We start from the raw sequence: 19071 nt of genomic DNA, 5'->3' as shown, positions 1-19071 counted from the left end.
TCAGTCCTTCAGCGCGGCGACGGCGCGTTTGATGCGGGCGATGGCCTCGACCAGCACCGCATCGGCGGTCGCGGTCGAGATGCGGAAAAAGGACGTGACGCCGTAAGCTGTGCCCGGCACCGACGAGACATGGCCGCTGTTCAGGATGTAGTTCGACACGTCGGTGTCGGTCTCCAGCACCTGTCCGTCCGGCGTGCGTTTGCCGATGAGGCCCGCGCAGCCGATATAGGCGTAGAAGGCGCCTTCGGGGGCGGGCAGGGTCAGGCCGGGGATCTCGGCCACGCCGGCGACGACCAGATCACGGCGACGCTCGAACGCGGTGCGGAACTCGGCGATGCAATCCTGTGGGCCGGTCAGCGCGGCCAGAGCGGCGGCCTGCATGGGGGCCGCGACCGAGGTGCAGGACTGGCTTTGCACGGTGTTCATCGTCTTGATCAGCGGCAGGGGACCCGCCGCATAACCGACGCGCCAGCCGGTCATCGCATAGGCCTTGGCCACGCCGTTCACCACCAGCGTGCGGTCGCGCAACTCAGGGCAGGCCTGACCGAAGCTGACGAAGGTGCGGCCATCGAACAGGATGTGTTCGTAGATCTCATCCGACAGGATGAGCACCTGCGGGTGCTTGGCCAAGACCGCGCCGAGGGCCTTGAGTTCCGCCTCGGAATAGACCGCGCCCGAGGGGTTGCCGGGCATGTTGAGGAACAGCCATTTGGTCTTGGACGTGATCGCCGCTTCCAGAACGGCGGGGGTCAGGCGGAAGCCGGTATCGGCCCCGCAGACGGGCGTGACGGGCACGCCGCCCAGCAGCTTCACCATCTCGGGGTAGCTGACGAAATAGGGGGCGGGCAGAACGGCCTCGTCCCCCTCGTTCAGCGTCGCCATCAGGGCGTTGAAGATGATCTGCTTCGCGCCATTGGCCACGGTGATCTCGTCGACGGAATAGTCCAAGCCGTTCTCACGCTTGAATTTTTCTGCGACGGCCGTGCGCAGCTCGACCGTGCCGGCCGAGGCGGTGTACAGGGTCTCGCCCCGCAGGGCGGCGGCCTGCGCAGCCTCGGTCACATGGCGCGGGGTGGGGAAGTCGGGCTCGCCCAGACCCAGATCGATCACGTCGAAGCCCTTGGCGCGCAGGGCCTTCGCGGCCATCGAGGCGGCCATCGAGGCCGAGGGTTTCACCACCGACAGGCGGTTGGCAACATAGCTCATTTCATCGTCTCCGTGACATAGCCCTTGGACAGATCATTGGCGCGGGCCTCGGCCGTGCGCTTGGCGGGGTCACCATAGCCACCGCCGCCGGGCATGTGCAGCACCAGCCGGCGACCGGCGGGGACATGCTGCCAACCCTTCGGCTTCAGCATCGTGCCATCGTCCAGTTTCGCGGAACCCTTGGCCCCGTCCGCACCGCCGTTACGGCCGCGCGGCGCGGTCTCGATCCGGTCGAACATCGCCGAGAAGTCGAATTCATGCCCCGGCGCCGGTTCGATCTCGATCACCTGACCCAGACCCCCGCGATATTCGCCCGCGCCGCCGCTGTCGGGACGCAGCTCCTTGCGCCAGACGACGATCGGGCCGGTGTGTTCGGTCGCCTCGATCGGCATGGTCATCACGCCCGAGGGGAAGGCGGTGGAATTGAGCCCGTCCAGTTCCGGCCGCGCGCCCATGCCACCCGAGTTGAACATCAGGATCTCGGCGCGTTGGCCCTCATTGCCACCCGCCGGGCGCACAGACATGTGGATGTTCCACAGACAGCCGGCGCCCTCGGCAAGGATCTTGCCCGGCAGCGCCTGCGCCAGCGTGCCCAGTACCAGATCGGGCACCATATGGCCGAAGATGTGCCGCAGGCTGACGGGGGCGGGACGCTCGGCGTTCAGGATGTTGACCGGCGAGGACACGGTGAAGGGCTCCAGCGAGGCCCAGTTGTTCGGGATATCCGGCGCGATCACGCATTTCATCGCGTAGCAGGCATAGGCCTTGGTGTAGATGATCGGCGTGTTGATGCCCCAGCGGCTCATCGGATCGGTGCCCGAGAAATCCACGTTCACCGTGTCGCCGCGCGTCTCCAGCGTGGCTTTCAGCGTGATCGGCGCATCATAGCCATCGGTCACCAGCGTGTTCGACCAGGCGCCGCGCGGCAGGGCGGCGATGCGCTCCAAGGTCGCCGTGCGGGTGCGCTCGAAGATGAAGGCGCCGAGGTCGTCGAGCGTGTCGAGACCGATCTCCTCCATCATCGCGATCAGGCGGTTGTGGCCTACGTCGTTGCAGGCCGCCAGCGAGTAGAAATCGCCGACCACCTGATTGGGCTCGCGCACATTGGCGCGCAGCATCCGCACGAGGTCCTTGTTCACCGCGCCCCGCTCGGCGAATTTCATGATCGGGATCTGGATGCCTTCCTCGTAGACGGATTTGCCATCCGCCCCGAAGCCGCGCCCGCCCACATCGACCACATGCGCCGTGCAGGCAAAGAAGCCGACCAGCACGTCGCCTTTGAAGGACGGCGAGACCATGGTGATGTCGTGCAAATGGCCCGTGCCCTTCCACGGGTCGTTGGTGACATAGGTGTCGCCCGGGAACATGTCGTCGCGGCCGATCTCGTTGATGAAATGCAGCACGGCCTCGGCCATGGTGTTGACGTGGCCGGGCGTGCCGGTGACCGCCTGCGCCAGCATCCGGCCCTCAGGGTCGAAGACGCCGGCAGACAAGTCGCCGGCCTCGCGCACCGAAGTGGAGAAGGCGGTGCGCAGGAGGGTCATCGCCTGTTCTTCCACCACAGAGATCAGGCGGTTCCACATGACCTGCATGCGGATTTCGCGGGTCTGGTCGGTCATTGGGCGATATCCTTGCGCAGAATGAGAAGCGAGCCATCGGGTTGCATGACGACATCGAAGGGCGAGGTGACGACGGTCGAGGTCTCGCGTTCGGTGATGACGGCGGGGCCGGACACGCGGTCGCCTGCCGCCAGATCCTCGCGCGCGACGATGGCGGTGGTGAGCTCCGTCGCTTGTGCGGGATCGAAGACCTTGCGGTGCTGGGCCGGGTGGAAGGGCCGCTCGCCCCGGGTCAGGGTGACAGGTTCGGGCGCGGGCCGTTCGTCCATCGCCTTGACCGAGATCGTGACGATCTCGATCTCCAAGCCCGACAGCCCGTCGATCGCGCGCCCGAAGAAGCGGGCATAGGCGTCGAGGAACCGCGTGCGGATCAGCGCCACGTCATCGCCGGTAAAGGGGCGGTCGGGCAGGGGGACCGGGATTTCCCAGCCTTGGCCACGGTAGCGCATGAAGGCGGTGATCTCGCGCAGGATCGTGCCCTCGGTGCCTTGGCGCACGAAGCCCTCGGCGGTGGCTTTCAGATCGGCGATCAGGGCGTTGATGTCCTCGGGCTGGAAGTCCGACAGTCCGACGATGCGCGAGGCCAAGGATTCATAGCCGAACGGCGCCTTCAGGAAGCCGATGGCCGAGCCCACGCCCGCGCCCGGCGGGATCAGGCATTCACCGATCCCGAGTTTCTCGCACAGGCGGGCGGCATGCAGGGGCGCGGCGCCGCCGAAGGCGACCATGATGTTGTCCGAGATGTTCTTGCCGTTCTCGACCGCATGGACGCGGGCGGCGTTGGCCATGTTCTCGTCCACCACCTCGCCGATGCCGAAGGCCGCCGCGCGGGCATCGAGGCCCAGCTTCGCGCCCACGTCCTTCAGGATCGCGGCCTCGGCCAAGGGGCGCGACAGCTTGATCGCGCCGCCGGCGAAATTGTCGGGGTCGATCTTGGCCAGCACCACATCGGCGTCGGTGATCGCCGGACGCTCGCCGCCGCGCTGATAGCAGGCCGGGCCGGGTTCCGAGGCCGCGCTCTCCGGGCCGGTCTGGATGCGACCCATCGCATCGACCCAAGCGATCGAGCCACCGCCCGCGCCGATCTCGATCATCTCGATCACCGGGATCGAGATCGGCATGCCCGAGCCCTTGGCGAAGCGGGTGGTGCGCGCGACCTCGAAGGTCCGCGCGGTCTTGGGCGCGAAATCCTCGATCAGGCAGATCTTCGCGGTGGTGCCGCCCATGTCGTAGCTGACGACCTTGTCCAGATCGAACCGCTTCGCCACGTCGGCGGCAAAGATCGCGCCACCGGCCGGGCCGGATTCGACCAGACGCACCGGGAATTCCGCCGCCGTATCGACCGACACGAGGCCCCCGCCCGAGTGGATCATGAACACCGGGCAGGAGGCGCCCTTGTCTTTCAGCCGCACTTGCAGCCGGTCCAGATAGGACGCCATCTGCGGGCGCACATAAGCGTTCGCGCAGACGGTGTTGAAGCGTTCGAACTCGCGCATCTGCGGCGAGACTTCGCTGGAAATGGAGATCGGCAGAGCGACCTTCGCCGCGATGATCTCGCGCGCCCGGCGTTCATGCGCGGGGTTCAGGTAGGAATGGATGAAGCCGATCGCCACCGCGCCATAGCCACCCGCCGCGATCGTCTCGGCCACGGCCTCGAGCGCGGCTTCATCGAGCGGCGCCAGCTCCTGCCCCTGCGCGCCGATGCGGCCTGCGATGGGGAAGCGATCCTCGCGCGGGACCAGCGGCGTCGGCAGCTGGATGTTCAGATCGTATTGGTCGAAGCGGCTCTCGGTCCGCATCTCGATCACGTCGCGGAAGCCTTCGGTCGTCACGAAGGCCGTCTTCGCGCCGCGGCGTTCGATCAGCGCGTTGGTCGCCAGCGTCGTGCCGTGGATGACGATCTCCAGATCGCCATAGTTCACTCCCGCCTGTTCCAGCACGATGTCGATCCCGTCGAGGATCGCCTGTTCCGGCGCGGTGTAATTGGTCAGGACCTTGGTCGAGACCATCACGCCCCGGCAGTCGAGCGCGATATCGGTGAAGGTGCCGCCGATATCGGCGCCAAGTCGGATGGTCGAATTCATTGGGCTGCTTTCCGGGCAAAGGCCGCTGCGCGCATCTGGCTCAGGGTCTGGCGAGGGGTCAGGGCTTCGGGCGAGATATCGAGGTTCAGCACCGCGCCGGTCTTGGAGTTCAGCGCGCGATCGAAGGCGGCGGGGAAATCGTCGGTGGTGGCGACATGTTCGGCATGGAAGCCGTAAGCCTTTGCCAGCGCGACGAAATCCGGGTTGATCATGTCGGTGCCCGAGACGCGCTCAGGATAGTGGCGTTCCTGATGGGCGCGGATCGTGCCGTAGATGCCGTTGTTCAGAAGCAGGATGATCGGCTGCGCGTTATATTGCGCAGCGGTCGCCAATTCTTGGCAATTCATCTGGAAATCGCCGTCGCCGGCAAAGCACACGACAGTGCGCGAAGGGTCGGCGACCTTGGCGGCGATGGCGGCGGGGACGCCGTAACCCATGGCCCCCGATTGCGGACCCAGCAGGCGGGCATCCGGGCCGAATTTGAAGAACTTGTTCGGCCAGACGGTGAAGTTGCCCGCCCCGTTGGTCAGGATCACGTTGGCCGGCAGCACGTCACGCAGATGGGCGGTGGCGATCACCATATCCACGGGCGAGGGCTGGGCCGGCGCGTCGAACCCCGCCTCCCATTCCGCCCGCGCCTGCGCGCGCCAATCGGCCCAGGGGCCCTGCACCGGGCTCAAGGCCGCGGCAAAGGCATTGGCCCCGGCCTGCACGCCGAGTTCCGGCTGATAGATCTTGCCCAATTCATCGGCCGAGCCATGCACATGCACCAGCCGCTGTTTCGGTATCGGCACATTCAGCAGCGTGTAGCCATCGGTGGTCATCTCGCCAAACCGGACGTTGACGGCGAGGATCACATCGGCCTCGGTCATCAGCCGGCGGACCGAGGCGCTCATGCCGACGCCCGCTTCGCCCGCGAAGACGGTCGAGAAATTGTCGAACTGGTCCTGATAGCGGAAGGCGGCGACGACGGGGATGTCACTGGCCTCGGCAAAGGCCTTGAGGTCCGCTTGCCCCTGCGCGGTCCAGTTGGCGCCGCCCATGAGCAGCAGCGGACGCTCGGCCGAGGACAGGATCGCGCGGACCTGCTCCATGGTCTCGGCGGTCGGCGCGGGCTCGGCCATGCGGGGCAGGGTGGTCAGCGGCGCGGCATCGGTGAGGTCGGTCAGCATGTCTTCGGGCAGCGCGATGACCACGGGGCCCGGGCGGCCGGTCAGGGCCGTGGTCCAGGCGCGGGCGAGGATCTCGGGGATGCGGGCGACGTCGTCGATCTCGACCACCCATTTCGCCATCGTGCCGAAGACGGCCTTGTAATCGAGTTCCTGAAACGCCTCGCGGCCCTTCATGTCGGTGCCGACCTGCCCCACGAACAGGAGCATCGGCACGCTGTCCTGCATCGCCGTATGCACACCGATCGAGGCATTGGTCGCGCCCGGCCCGCGGGTGACAAAGCACAGGCCGGGCTTGGCCGTCAGCTTGCCCCAGGCGGCGGCCATGAAGGCCGCGCCCCCCTCGTTACGGCAATTGATGAAATCGAGCCGCCCTTTGGTGTCATGCAGCGCATCGAGCACGGCGAGATAGCTTTCGCCCGGCACGCCGAAGCCCTTCTCGGCCCCCAGCGCCAGCAGGCTCTCGACGAGAATCTGCCCGCCGTTTCGTGTCTGTCCCGTCATGCGTCACCTGTGCTGTCAGAGGCTCATCGCCCGTTCAGGTGATCATGCGGTCCGGCGCGGTTCGGGAAAATGAAGTTCGGCGTGAGAAAGGAAAGTTATTCTTTCTGTTTTGGCCGCAGAATGACTCCGGGATTGAGCGACGCTTTAGGGTCCAGCGCCTGCTTCACCGCCCGCATCAAGGCGCGTTCCTGCGGGGCGCGCAGATGATCCGCCAGAGCGATCTTCGACCGTCCCAGCCCATGCTCGGCCGCGAACGAGCCGCCGGCTTCCTGCGCCAGCCGCGCCAGCGACAAGCCCAGTTCCACCTCCATGCCCCTGAAATCCGCGGCCCCTGTCGCCGGAGACAGGTTGTAATGGATATTCCCGTCGCCCAGATGCCCGAAAGGATTGATCCGCACGCCCGGGCACAGCGCCTCGCACAGATCGGCGCCTTGGCGCAGGAAATCCGGGATGCGACCGACCGGAACCGACAGATCGTGTTTCAGCTGTGGGCCTTCCAGCCGCTGTCCCTCGGGCTGTTCCTCGCGCAGACGCCAGAAAGCCAGCCTTTGCGCTTCCGATGCGGCGAGGGCTCCGTCGCTGACCAACCCTTCCTCCATCGCGCGCTCCAACAGCCCCTCCATGATCGCCTCCAGCGGCACGAAGGCCGAGGTCGTCGCCAGCTCAACCAGAAGATAGAACGGCGCGCGGCTCTCCAACGGGAAGCTGACCCCCGCGACATGGCGCAGCGTCAGATCGAGGCCCAGTTCGCAGAAGAACTCCATCCCGGCGAGGAATTCCTGCGCCTCGGCCCTGAGGAGCACCCCCAAAGCCACCAGCGCCTCGGCCGAGGGTACGGCCAGCAACGCCGTTTGCCGGGCGCGGGGCGTGGCCGTCAGCCGCAACACCGCCCGCGTCACCACGCCGAGCGTCCCTTCGGATCCCGCGAACAGGCGCTTCAACTGATAGCCTGCGTTGTCCTTCAAGACCGCGCGGCGGCTGTCCCAGATCGTGCCATCGGCCAGCACGACTTCCAGCCCCAAGACCAGATCGCCCATCATTCCATGCCGGAACGCCTGCGAGCCGCCCGCATTGGTGCCGATCAACCCGCCGATCCGCGCGCTGCCCTCGGCCCCCAGATGCATCGGCAGATCCAGCCCCGAGCCCGTCAGCGTCGCATGCACCTGCGCCAGAACCGCGCCGGCTTCGACCTCGATCGAGGCGCTGTCACGGTCCACCGCGCCGATCGCCGCCATGCGCGACAGGGACAGGATCACCCAGCCCTCGGCCCCCGCGACGCCCGAACCGCACAGCCCGGTATTGCCCCCCTGCGGCACGACCGGAACGCCCGCCGCATGGCAGGCCGCCATCACCGCGGACACTTCCGCCGTTGTCGCTGGACGCGCCACGCCCAGCGGCTCCTCGCCGTAGCGGTTCAACCAATCACGGCGGTAGGGCTCGGTGTCGGCGCCGGTCAGCCAGCCCGAGGGGCCAAGGAGCGCGGCGAGTTCATCGGAGAGGCCCATCACTCACCCCGCGAAGGTATAGGCGGTTTTCACGCCGGTGTAGAAATCCATCGCCATCCGCCCCTGTTCGCGCCCGCCGAGGCTTGAGGCCCCGCGCCCGCCGAACGGCACATGGTAGTCGACGCCAGCGGTCGGCAGGTTGACCATGACCATCCCGGCCTTGGACCGGCGCCGGAACTCGGTCGCCTCCTTCAGCGAGCCGGTGCAAATGCCCGAGGACAGGCCGAACGGCGTGTCATTCGCTACCGCCAGCGCCTCGTCGAAATCCGCGACTTTGATGAGGGCCGCGCAGGGGCCGAAGATCTCCTCGCGCGAGACGCGCATAGCGTTGGTCGCGCCAAGGAACAGCGCCGGGGCCTGAAAGCTGCCCTTTCGATTCAGCCGCTGCCCGCCGATCACCTCGCAGCCCTCATCCCGCGCCAAAGCGATGTAATCGAGGTTCCCGGCCAATTGCGCCTCGGACACCACGGGCCCGATCTGCGTCTCGGGGTCGAGCGGGTCGCCCACACGCAAGGCGCTCATCGCAGCGGCCAGCTTCTCGGCGAAGGCGTCATGGATATCGGCGGTGACGATCAACCGCGACGACGCCGTGCAGCGCTGCCCGGTCGAGAAGAACGCGCCGTTGAGGCAGGTGGCGACGGCCAGCTCCAGATCGGCGGCGCCCGTCACCACCATCGGGTTCTTGCCGCCCATCTCCAGCTGCACCTTCTTCATCCCCTCGGCGCAGCCCCGCGCGATCCCGCGCCCGACCCGTTCCGAGCCGGTGAAGGAGATCGCCGCCACATCGGGATGGCCGACCAGCGCGGCCCCGATCTCGGACCCGCGGCCCATCACGAGGTTGAACACGCCCATAGGGCAACCCGCCGCCTCGAGGATCTGCGCCAGACGATGCGCGCATCCGGGGGTCTGGTCGGCGGGTTTGAGAACAACGGCATTGCCGGCGGCCAGCGCGGGCGCGGTCTTCCACGCCGGGATGGCGATCGGGAAGTTCCACGGGGTGATGAGGCCGACGACACCCAAGGGCTCGCGCGTGACCTCGACCTCGACCCCCTCGCGCAGGGAGGCGAGCTTCTCACCGGGGATCCGCAGAACCTCACCCGCATAGAACAGGAACAAGTGCGCCGCGCGCAGGGCCTCGCCCTTGGCCTCACTCAGCGTCTTGCCTTCCTCGCGGGCCAGCAAGCGGCCCATCTCGTCGACCCGTGCCAGCAACATCTCGCCCGCCCGGCGTAACACGTCTGAGCGGACTTGCGGCGAGGCGCCGGCCCAAGCGGGCTGAGCCGCCTTCGCCGCGGCCACGGCGGCGTCGACATCGGCGGCGCCGCCTCGGGCGTAGAGGCCGATCAGGTCGTCGGGATTGGAGGGGCTGCGGTTCTCGGCGGCCGTTGTGGCGTCGACCCAGTCTCCGGCGATGTAGTTGCGATGGATCTCGGTCATGGCCCCTCCGGCGTTTTGCGGGATTTTCGCAAAGGCAAAGGGGGTCGTCTGCCAAGAAGGGCTATCGATAGGAAAGAAGGCCTTTCGGGACGCAAGGGCCCGGCGGGAAAGCCGGCCCCTCTCGCTACGCTGCGATCGTTGGTTTGCCGCAGTCATCGACGGGCGGTCGCGGCCATCCCGAGGCGCCCGCCAAGGGGCACGCGGACCGGCAATACGAAAGAATGAGGCTGGTCCCTGTCAGGTGCGGGCGTTCTCGAAAGCGGTCCAGGCGGCCTCGAAGGCGTTGAAATCAAAGCCATCAGCGCGCGCGGGATCGAGGATCAGCTTTTCCGAGGCCAGCAATTGCCCGATCCCCGCCTCCAGCTGCGCCACGACTTCGGCGGGGATGACCACCGCGCCATGGCGGTCGGCATGCACCAGATCGCCCTGCGCCACCCGCAGGCCGAACACCGTGACGGGCTCGCCAAGGCTGCGGACGTGCACGAAACCGTGGCTGGGGCCGATGCTGCCGGCGATCACCGGAAAGCCCTCGGGCAGGTCGCCGAGGTCGCGCATGACGCCATTGGTCAGCGCGCCGGCCATGCCGAAGCCCTTGTGGATCGTGGTGTTCACCTCGCCCCAATAGGCGCCGATGCAATCGGGGTAATCCAGATCCTCGATCACCGCGATTGAGGGCTTGGGCGCGTCATGCATCGCCTTGTAATAGGCCATGCGGCGGGCGCGGATGACTTCGGGCGCCTCGGTCGGCGGGGCCAGCGCGGCGATCTGCGCGGTGACGGCATAGCCGACGACGCTGCCGCCGGGTTCCGAGCACAGCATGGTGCCGCGGGTGAAGCCATCAAAGCCGCGCTTGCCCTGCACCACCTCGATGGCGTTGCAGACGGTGGGTGTGTCGACCCGGCGCAGCAGGTCCAGAAGTGTCGGGGTCATGTCTCGAGCCATTCCTTCAGCGCCGCGAGCGTGGCGGCGGGTTGTTCCAGCGGCGGCAGATGGCCGGCGCCCTCCACGACGACCAACCGCGATTGCGGCATCAGCGCGTGCATCAGATCGTGCCGGTCGCGGGGGCAGAGGCGATCCTCGGCGCCGGTCAGGACCAGCGCGGGGCCATGGTAGGCGCGCAGGGTCTCGGTCCGGTCGGCGCGATCCCGCAGGGCGAGCGATTGGCGGCGGAAGGCCTCGGGCCCGAGGGCGCGGGCCATGTCGAGGCAGAGCGCCAGTGTCTCAAGGTCCGAAGGATCGGCGAGGTAATGCGGCATCATCTCGGCCTGCATCACCGCGTCGAGCCCGCCCGCCAGCACCCGTGCCACCTGAGGGGCGCGGCGGGCGCGAACCTCGGGCAGTTCCGCCAAGGGGTTGGTGTCCAGAAGCGCCAGTCGCTCGATCCGTTCGGGCGCCTGCGCCAGCATCTCCATGGCGACGATGCCGCCCATCGACAGCCCGGCCAGCGCGAACCGCTCGGGCAACTCGCGCAGCAGGGCGGTGGCGATGCCGGGAAGCGTCTCGTCGCCCTTGGGCAGGGCGTGATGGACGGCGCGCGGGCCGAGGGACGCCGGCAGCGCCCCCCACATCCGCGCATCGCACATCATGCCGGGCACGAGGACCAGCGGCAGCGGATCACTCACGACAGGCGCCCGGTCAGGCCCGCGGGATCGTCGGTGTTGCGGATCCGGTAGAGCGCGGCCTCGCCGGTCATCGAGGGGCTGAGCGCGTGGGACAGCCCCGGCGGGATCGCCGCGGTGTCGCCCGGGTTCAGCACGGTGCTGCCCCCGTCCCAATCCAGCCGCCAATGCCCGCGCACCGGCATCAGCACCTCGTGGCGCCCGGTCGCATAGGCGGTGTCGGGGATCGAGGCACGGGTCAGGAAGTCGATCTCGAACCCCGGCCGGTCGCGCAGAAGACCCTCGGCGCCCAGCACCTTGCAGGGCTGGCGGTCAGACAGCGCGACCATGTCCCAGTAGCGGGCGACGTAATCGGGCAGGACCTGCGCGGTGGTCAGTTCCGGGAAATCCTTCAGCTGCGCATCGGTCAGCAGCGGCATGGGCGAGACGCCCTCGGGCAGGGTCTGGCCCTTCTTCGTGTCATAGAGCTTGCCGTTTGCACCCAGCACGAGCCCATGGTCGCGCGCATCCTCGATCACCTGCGGAGCCCAGATCACGCCGCCGCCCGCGTCGTCACCGCCGAGAACGGCCATGATCATCCCGTAATCGGTGCCGATATTCTCGAAGCCGCGGAAGATGCCGGTCGGGATGTTGATGATGTCGCCCTCTTCCAGCACCACCTCGCCCGCCTTGCCCCAACGGCCCCAGAAGAAGCGCCAGCGGCCCTTGAGGACGAAGAACACCTCGGCGGTGCGATGGCTGTGCAGGCTGTTGCGGCATTTCGGCGGCTGGCCGGCGGCGCCGATATTGAAGCCCGGCGTGTCGGTGATGTGGACATGCTGATCGGCGCTTTCCGAGACGCCGCCGCCGATGATTGTGAAGTTCTCCTTCTGGTCGCTGCCCGGGGTATGGGCGTCGATGAAGGCGGTTTTGCAGGGCTTGAGATCCCCGTAGCGGACGATGCGGGCGTCCATCTGGGCAGGTGTCATGGTGCGTTCCTTTGAGGTCACGGGGCGGCGTTGGCTGGCGGCCGGGTCGATCCCCGCACGACCAGCGGGCCGTCGATGAAGGTTTTCCGGGGCTCAAGCTGGCCCTCGATCAGGCCGAGGATCGCCTCGGCAGTGGCGTCGACCATGCGGTTCACCGGCTGGCGGATGGTGGTCAGGTCATAGGCGGGCCAGGCGGCCATCGGCACATCGTCATAGCCGATCACCGATACATCATCGGGCACACTAAGGCCCAGACCGAAGCGCAGCTCGTCCATCGCGGCGAAGGCCATGTGGTCATTGCCGACGAACAGCGCATCGGGCCGGTCGGGCCGGTCGAAAAGGTCACGCGTGGCGCGGATCGTCGCCTCGCGGTCATACATGCCATCGATTACGCCCGCCGGCTCCAGCCCGGCCGAGGCCATGGCCTGCCGGAAGCCTTCTGCCCGGTCGCGTCCGGTCGAGGAGCCTTGCCAACCCGTGATATGGGCGATGCGGCGATGCCCGGCGGCGATCAGGTGCTCGGTTGCCCGGCGTCCGCCCGACACGTTGTCCGAGGTGACGTCGGTCAGCGCCGGGTCTTCCTGCCCGCGGTTGAAATTCACCACCGGAATGCCCTGTCCGGCCAACCGGCCCGTCAGGTCGTTCGACAGCGAAACCGAGGCGGTGATGATCCCGTCGACGCGATAGTCGATCAGCTCGCGCACCACTTCCGAGACATTCTCGCTGGCGTTCTCGGCCATGAAGATCAGCACGTGATAGCCGCGCGCCTGCAGGGCCCGCGACAGCTTCTCGATCGCCAGCGGGTAGAACATGTTTTCCAGATAGGCGACCACCAGCCCGATGATGCGGCTGCGCCCGGTGATCATCGCCCGCGCCAGCGCGTCGGGGCGGTAGCCCAGCGTGTCGGCCGCGGCGCGGACCTTCTCGACCGTGCTGGGCGAGACCGAGGCGCCGGGGGTGAAGACCCGGCTGACCGCCGATTGGCTGACCCCGGCCAGTTTGGCGACATCCTGCGCCGTGACGCGACCCTTGATGCTCATCCTGCCGTCCATCCTCCATCGACCTTCAGCGCCGTCCCGGTCACCAGCGACCCGGCGTCCGAGGCAAGGTACAGCACCGCACCCATCACGTCCTCGACCCGACCGACGCGGCCCAGCTTGATCTTCTCCTCGATCCAGGCGCGGCGGTCGGGGTTGTCGAAGGTCGACTGCGTCAGGGGCGTCAGGATGAAGGTCGGGCAGATCGTGTTGACGCGGATGCCCTGCGGACCCCATTCCATCGCCATGGCCTTGGTCATGCCCTCGACCGCGTGCTTTGTCGCGCAATAGACCGCGCGATCCACGCCGCCGACATGGCCCATCTGGCTGGAGATCTGGATCAGGCTGCCCGGCTTGCCCGCCGCGATCAGCCCCTGCGCCACGGCCTGCGCGGTGAAGTAGGCAGCCTTGATGTTGATCGCCGCGACGGCGTCGAAATCCTCCTCCGAGGTCTCCAGCGCCGCGCTGTGCCGCGCCATCCCCGCCGCGTTGACGAGGATGTCGAACGGCCCCTCGCCGGCGACGAAGGCCTTCAGGGCCGACGTGTCGGCGATGTCCAGCGCGCGGGTGCGGATCTGGCCGCCGTCGGCGCGCAGCTCGGCCGCGGCCGCCTCCAGCCGGTCGGCCCCGCGCGCCACCATGGTGACCTCGGCCCCGGCATCGGCCAGCGCGCTGGCGCAGGCCAGACCGATGCCGGAGGAGGCGCCGGTGACGAGGGCGCGCCTGCCCTCGAGCCGGAACGACGGGGTGCGCGGCAGGCTCATTCGGCGGCCATCCCGTAGCCGACATTGCGCCCGCCGTAGCGGCGCACACGGATGTTGCATTGCTCGGCATGGCCGACGAAGCCTTCCAGCATGCACAGCCGCGAGCCGTATTCGCCGATCGTCGCGGCGGCCGTATCCGTGGTGACGCGCTGATAGGAATGCGTCTTCAGGAACTTGCCGACCCAGAGCCCGCCGGTGTAGCGCCCGGCCTTCTTCGTCGGCAGCGTGTGGTTGGTGCCGATGACCTTGTCGCCATTCGCCACATTGGTGCGCGGCCCGAGGAACAGCGCGCCGTAGCTGTGCATCTGCGCCAGATACCAATCGTCGCGATCGGTCATCACCTGCACATGCTCATAGGCCATGTCATTGGCCACGCGCAGCATCTCGTCATGGCTGTCGCAGAGGATCACCTCGCCATAATCGCGCCAGCTGACCGAGGCGGTCTCGGCGGTCGGCAGGATGCCCAGCAGGCGATCGATCTCGGCCAATGTGCTCTCGGCCAGCGCGCGGGAATTGGTGATCAGGCAGGCGGGCGAGTTGTAGCCATGCTCGGCTTGACCCAGAAGGTCGGTCGCGACCAGCTCGGCGTCGACGGTATCGTCGGCGATCACCATCGTCTCGGTCGGGCCCGCGAACAGGTCGATGCCGACGCGGCCATAGAGCTGGCGCTTGGCCTCGGCCACGAAGGCATTGCCGGGGCCGACGAGCATATGAACCGGGTCGATGGTCTCGGTGCCGATGGCCATGGCGCCGACGGCCTGAATGCCGCCGAGGACGTAGATCTCATGCGCGCCGCCCAGATGCATCGCGGCGACGATGGCGGGATGGGGCTCGCCCTTGACGGGAGGGGCGCTGGCGACGATCCGGGGCACGCCCGCCACGGTCGCGGTCAGCACCGACATATGGGCCGAGGCGACCATCGGGAACTTGCCGCCCGGCACGTAGCAGCCAACGCTCTGCACCGGGATGTTGCGATGGCCGAGCACCACGCCGGGCATCGTCTCGACTTCGATATCCGTCATCGAGGCCCGCTGCGCCTCGGCAAAACGGCGGATCTGGGTCTGGGCGAAACGGATGTCCTCCATGTCGCGGGTGCTGACCTTGGCCATCGCCGCCTCGATCTCGGAGGCCGTCAGGCGGAACGAGGGGCGGCTCACGCCGTCGAACTTCTGGCTGAGACTGGCGATGGCCGCGTCGCCGCCGGTCTGGATCTCGCTCAGGGTCGTCTCGACGGTGGAGCGGACCTTGGCATCATCCTCGGCGCGCTCGGCTTCCGGCTTGGCGGTCTTGAGATAGGTGATGGTCATGGGAACTCCTGATTATGACCCGTAGCCCAGAAACAGGCGCGGAAGGATGAGCGAGAGATCGGGCCAGAAGCTGATCACCAGCAGGGCGGCGATCATCACCAGCACCCATTTGAAGATCCGCCTGACCAGGTCGTCGAAGGGAATGCCGCCGACCTGCGAGGCCATGAAGAGGTTCGCACCAAGGGGCGGCGTGACGAAGCCGATGGCCAGGGCGACGATCATGATCACGCCGAAATGGATCGGATCGATGCCGAGCTGCGTCACCATCGGCAACAGGACCGGGGTCAGGATGACGATGGCCGCGAGGGTTTCGAGGAAGGTGCCGATGATCAGCAGAAGCACGAGGATGGCCAGAAGCACGACGATCCAGTTGTCGGTGATGCCGAGCACGAATTGCGACAGCTCCAGCGGGATGCGTTCCAGCGCGATGATCCGTCCGAAGGCGACCGAGGCGCCGATGATCACCAGAACCGCGCTGACCAGCAGGGCCGATTGCAGCATGATCGGGCCCAGTTCGCGCCAGGACAGCTCCTTGTAGACCAGCGTCGACACGAGCAGCGCATAGACCACCGCGACGGCCGAGCTTTCGGTCGGCGTGACGATGCCGCCATAGATCCCGCCCAGGACGACGATCGGCATCAGCAGGGCCAGTTTCGCCTGGTTCACGGCCTCCCAACGCTGGCGCCAGGTAGCGGCGACAGTCTTCGCCTCCCAACCGCCCTTCCGGGTCTGGTAGATGTTGTAGAGGATCAGCGCGATGGCGATGACGATGCCGGGGATGATGCCGGCGAGGAACAGGGCGGAGACCGAGACCTGGGCGGTGACGGCGTAGATGATCATCACCACAGACGGCGGGATCATCACCCCCAGCGCCCCGGCCGAGGCGACCATGGCCCCGGCATAGGCCCGGTCATAGCCGCGCCGTGCCAGCGCCGGGATCATCGCGAGGCCAATTGCCGCGACAGTGGCCGAGCCGGTGCCCGAGATCGCCGCGAAGAACAGGCAGGCCATGATCGTCACCGTGCCCAGCCCGCCCGGCGCATTGCCGAAGAAGGCCTCGGCCACGGCGATCAGCCGGCGCGAGATGCCGCCACGGCTCATGACGCTCCCGGCAAGGGTGAACAGCACGACGGCGATCAGCGTGAAGGAGTTGATGCCGCTGACCAGCCCCAGCGCGTAGAAATCGAAGCCGAGGAAGGGGATATAGGCAATGGCGAGCAGGCTGGCGGCGCCCAGTGCAATGCCGATGGGCACGCCCGCCAGCAACAGGACGGCGAAGCTGCCGAACAGGATGGCCGTGGTCATGAGCGGGCCTCGTCGGGTTGAAGGCCTTCGTCCTCAAGCGCGGTATCTGCGCGCAATGGCTCCTCGCCATGGCGCAGGATGCGCCAGAGGGAATGCGCCAGCCGCAGGGTGGACAGGGCGCCCGAGAAGATGATCGCGGCGTAGAGCCAGCCGGTCGGCCATTGAGTGGCGGACAGCGATTGCCCGCGCTCGATGGCATTGGCGGTGATCTGGATGCCCAGAACGCAGACGGCGATGGAATAGGCGAGGAAGACCGCCTCGGCGAAGGCCATGGTCCAGCGGCGCAGGGCGGCGGGCAGAGCATCGACCAGAATGGTCACGCGCAGGTGCCGCTTCTCGCGGATGGCATAGCTGATCCCGAAATAGATCATGTACACGAACGCGAACCGGGCGACCTCTCCGGCCCAGGGCACAGAGGTCTGGAAGGCAAAGCGCGCGACCACATCCGCAAAGAGCAGGACGATGACCAGACCAAGGCTGGTCACGATGATGGTCGGCTCAAAGAACCTTTCCGCCAGTCTCAGCCAGCGACGCATGGGCGCTCCTCCTGCGCGATGCTTGGGGAAGGGCCGGTCGGCCGATGCGGGCCGACCGGCAGCTGATTACTGCGCGAGATAGCCGCTGAACTGGTCGAAGAAATCGTCGCCGACCCGCTCGCGGATCAGCCCTTCGATGGCGCCGTTCATCGTCGCGGCCATCTGCTGGCGATCCTCGGCCGGCAGTTCGGTGACGGTGAGACCCGCCTCGGTCAGCTGGGCCAGCGTCGCGGCATTGGCTTCGGCCACCAGCTGGCGCTGCAGGGTGACGGTCTCGGCTGCGACGTCCATCATCAGCGCGCGTTCGTCCTCGGACAGGCTGTTGACGAACTCAAGGTTGGCGAACCAGACCTCGGGCCAATAGATATGGCCGGTCAGCGAGACGTCGCTCTGCACTTCGTAGAAGCGTTCGACCACCATCGACGAAAGCGCGCTTTCCTGCCCGTCGATCAGACCCTGCTGCAGCGAGGAATAGATCTCACCCCAAGCCAAGGGCAGCGGCACCGCGCCGATCGAGCGCCAGGCCGCGATCTGCACCGGGTTGTCGGCCGAGCGCATGCGGAAGCCCTCGAAGGCCTCAAGGCTGTCGAGCGGGCGGTTGCCCGAGAAGCTGCGGAAGCCCAGTTCCAAGAAGCCCATGCCGGCAAGGCCGCGCTCTTCCATCGCCGTGTTCAGCAGGGCACCGGCCGGGCCGTCCAGCGTCGAGCGTGCATGCTCCTCGTCGGCAAACAGCAGGAACTGGTCCAGCACGCCCAGCTCGGGGATCGAGGGCGACAGGTTCACCGAAGCGCCGGTCGCCATCTGGATATTGCCCGATTGCACGAGGTCCAGCGTCTCCGTGACGCTGCCCAGCTGGCCGCCGGCATAGATCTCGACCTCCAGCGCGCCATTCGAACGCTCGGCGAGCGTGTCGCGGAAATGCGCCATCGCCTCGTGCAGCGGCGAGCTTTCGGGTTGGGCATGGGCGATGCGGATGACGGTCTGGCCCATCGCGGTGGTCGCGAGCAGGCTGGCGGCAAGCGTCATCGCCGCAAGAAATTGCGTCTTCATGGTTTCCTCCCTGAGTGAGTCGCACGGGTCGTTCCTCGCGGCCCGTTGCTCTTGCATTCGTATGCATTGCATTCGTATGCGCGTCAAGAAGCGATTTGAAACCAAAGCGATTGCCGGGGCCATCGCCGGTCCGGTAACGGAAAACGGCCCGCCGTGTCTGGCGGGCCGCTGGTCATTGCGTAGGGTGGGGTTTCACCCCACCATCCCGAGGCTTACAGCTTCTCAGTCAGCTCCGGCACGACGGTGAACAGATCGCCCACGAGGCCATAGTCCGCGACCTGGAAGATCGGCGCTTCCTCGTCCTTGTTGATCGCCACGATCACCTTCGAATCCTTCATCCCCGCGAGGTGCTGGATCGCGCCCGAGATGCCGACGGCCACATAGAGATCCGGCGCCACGACCTTGCCGGTCTGACCGACCTGCCAGTCGTTCGGTGCGAAGCCCGAATCGACCGCCGCGCGCGAGGCACCGACCGCAGCGCCCAGCTTGTCGGCGAGGCCCTCGATGATCTTGAAGTTCTCTTCCGAACCGACGCCCCGGCCACCCGAGACGACGATCCCGGCCGAGGTCAGCTCCGGACGGTCCGAGGTCGCGACCTTGTCTTCGATCCACGACGACAGCGCGGGATCGGCAGCGGCGCCGACGCTCTCGACGGCAGCCGAGCCACCCTCACCCGCCGCCTCGAAGGTCGAGGTGCGGATGGTCGCGACCTTGACGCTGTCCGACGACTTCACGGTCTGGATCGCGTTGCCGGCATAGATCGGGCGCTCGAAGGTGTCGGCGTCGACGACGGCGGTCACGTCCGAGATCACCATGACATCGAGCAGCGCAGCGACGCGCGGCAGCACGTTCTTCGCGTCGGTCGTGGCGGGCGCGACGATGTGCGAATAGCCCGAGGCCAGCGACACGATCAGCGCCGCGGTCGGCTCGGCCAGACGATGGCCCAGCGAGGCATCCTCGG

The 19071-nt window shown here is 67.3% G+C and carries 16 protein-coding genes; all 16 read right to left on the bottom strand.

Translation table 11 applies throughout. The annotated features are described in order from the left end of the window. Positions 1-1206, bottom strand: a complete 1206-nt coding sequence (locus BCY78_RS21955; protein WP_068306128.1) for a pyridoxal phosphate-dependent aminotransferase — start codon at positions 1204-1206, stop codon at positions 1-3. Continuing rightward, on the bottom strand, positions 1203-2825 hold the full coding sequence (locus BCY78_RS21950) for a hydantoinase B/oxoprolinase family protein (protein WP_068306122.1): 1623 nt from the start codon (positions 2823-2825) through the stop codon (positions 1203-1205). Before BCY78_RS21950 ends, BCY78_RS21955 begins: the two co-directional genes overlap by 4 nt. After that, a complete protein-coding gene (locus BCY78_RS21945) occupies positions 2822-4909 on the bottom strand; it encodes a hydantoinase/oxoprolinase family protein (RefSeq protein ID WP_068306119.1) in 2088 nt (695 codons plus the stop codon). The genes BCY78_RS21950 and BCY78_RS21945 overlap by 4 nt, the downstream gene beginning before the upstream one ends. Beyond that, positions 4906-6582, bottom strand: coding sequence for a thiamine pyrophosphate-dependent enzyme (locus BCY78_RS21940; RefSeq protein ID WP_068306112.1), 1677 nt, complete (start codon positions 6580-6582; stop codon positions 4906-4908). The genes BCY78_RS21945 and BCY78_RS21940 overlap by 4 nt, the downstream gene beginning before the upstream one ends. A 95-nt stretch (positions 6583-6677) precedes the next feature. Further along, a complete protein-coding gene (locus BCY78_RS21935) occupies positions 6678-8087 on the bottom strand; it encodes an FAD-binding oxidoreductase (protein WP_083195241.1) in 1410 nt (469 codons plus the stop codon). Between the two features lie 3 nt (positions 8088-8090). Further along, positions 8091-9524: an aldehyde dehydrogenase family protein gene (locus BCY78_RS21930; protein ID WP_068306106.1), complete on the bottom strand. Its 1434-nt coding sequence runs from the start codon at positions 9522-9524 to the stop codon at positions 8091-8093. A 237-nt stretch (positions 9525-9761) separates the two neighbouring features. Beyond that, complete coding sequence (locus tag BCY78_RS21925) at positions 9762-10454, bottom strand: RraA family protein (RefSeq protein ID WP_068306103.1); 693 nt, start codon at positions 10452-10454, stop codon at positions 9762-9764. Beyond that, positions 10451-11146 carry an alpha/beta fold hydrolase gene (locus BCY78_RS21920; RefSeq protein WP_255403222.1) on the bottom strand — a complete coding sequence of 232 codons (696 nt, stop codon included), beginning with the start codon at positions 11144-11146 and terminating at the stop codon, positions 10451-10453. The genes BCY78_RS21925 and BCY78_RS21920 overlap by 4 nt, the downstream gene beginning before the upstream one ends. Next, positions 11143-12111: a cupin domain-containing protein gene (locus tag BCY78_RS21915; RefSeq protein ID WP_068306100.1), complete on the bottom strand. Its 969-nt coding sequence runs from the start codon at positions 12109-12111 to the stop codon at positions 11143-11145. Before BCY78_RS21915 ends, BCY78_RS21920 begins: the two co-directional genes overlap by 4 nt. Positions 12112-12128: 17 nt before the next feature. After that, entirely contained in the window at positions 12129-13151 is a 1023-nt protein-coding gene (locus BCY78_RS21910; protein ID WP_068306098.1) for a LacI family DNA-binding transcriptional regulator, read from the bottom strand. After that, positions 13148-13912 (bottom strand): SDR family NAD(P)-dependent oxidoreductase, encoded by a 765-nt coding sequence (locus tag BCY78_RS21905; RefSeq protein WP_068306096.1) that lies wholly within the window; start codon positions 13910-13912, stop codon positions 13148-13150. The genes BCY78_RS21910 and BCY78_RS21905 overlap by 4 nt, the downstream gene beginning before the upstream one ends. After that, a complete protein-coding gene (hisD, locus tag BCY78_RS21900; RefSeq protein WP_068306093.1) occupies positions 13909-15219 on the bottom strand; it encodes a histidinol dehydrogenase in 1311 nt (436 codons plus the stop codon). The genes BCY78_RS21905 and hisD overlap by 4 nt, the downstream gene beginning before the upstream one ends. 12 nt (positions 15220-15231) lie before the next feature. Next, on the bottom strand, positions 15232-16524 hold the full coding sequence (locus BCY78_RS21895) for a TRAP transporter large permease (protein ID WP_068306090.1): 1293 nt from the start codon (positions 16522-16524) through the stop codon (positions 15232-15234). After that, the gene (locus BCY78_RS21890; protein ID WP_068306088.1) at positions 16521-17060 is read right to left on the bottom strand and encodes a TRAP transporter small permease; all 540 of its coding nucleotides are present in this window, start codon (positions 17058-17060) and stop codon (positions 16521-16523) included. The genes BCY78_RS21895 and BCY78_RS21890 overlap by 4 nt, the downstream gene beginning before the upstream one ends. Positions 17061-17126: 66 nt before the next feature. Beyond that, a complete protein-coding gene (locus BCY78_RS21885; RefSeq protein ID WP_068306085.1) occupies positions 17127-18110 on the bottom strand; it encodes a TRAP transporter substrate-binding protein in 984 nt (327 codons plus the stop codon). A 212-nt stretch (positions 18111-18322) separates the two neighbouring features. Then, the coding region (locus BCY78_RS21880; RefSeq protein WP_068306082.1) for an electron transfer flavoprotein subunit alpha/FixB family protein at positions 18323-19071 on the bottom strand (749 nt) is incomplete at its 5' end.

The sequence above is a fragment of the Pararhodobacter sp. CCB-MM2 genome (genome assembly GCF_001691415.1).
Taxonomy (GTDB): domain Bacteria; phylum Pseudomonadota; class Alphaproteobacteria; order Rhodobacterales; family Rhodobacteraceae; genus Pararhodobacter.
Note: the sequence above shows the minus strand (reverse complement) of the source record. Positions and strands in the feature narration are given on the sequence as shown.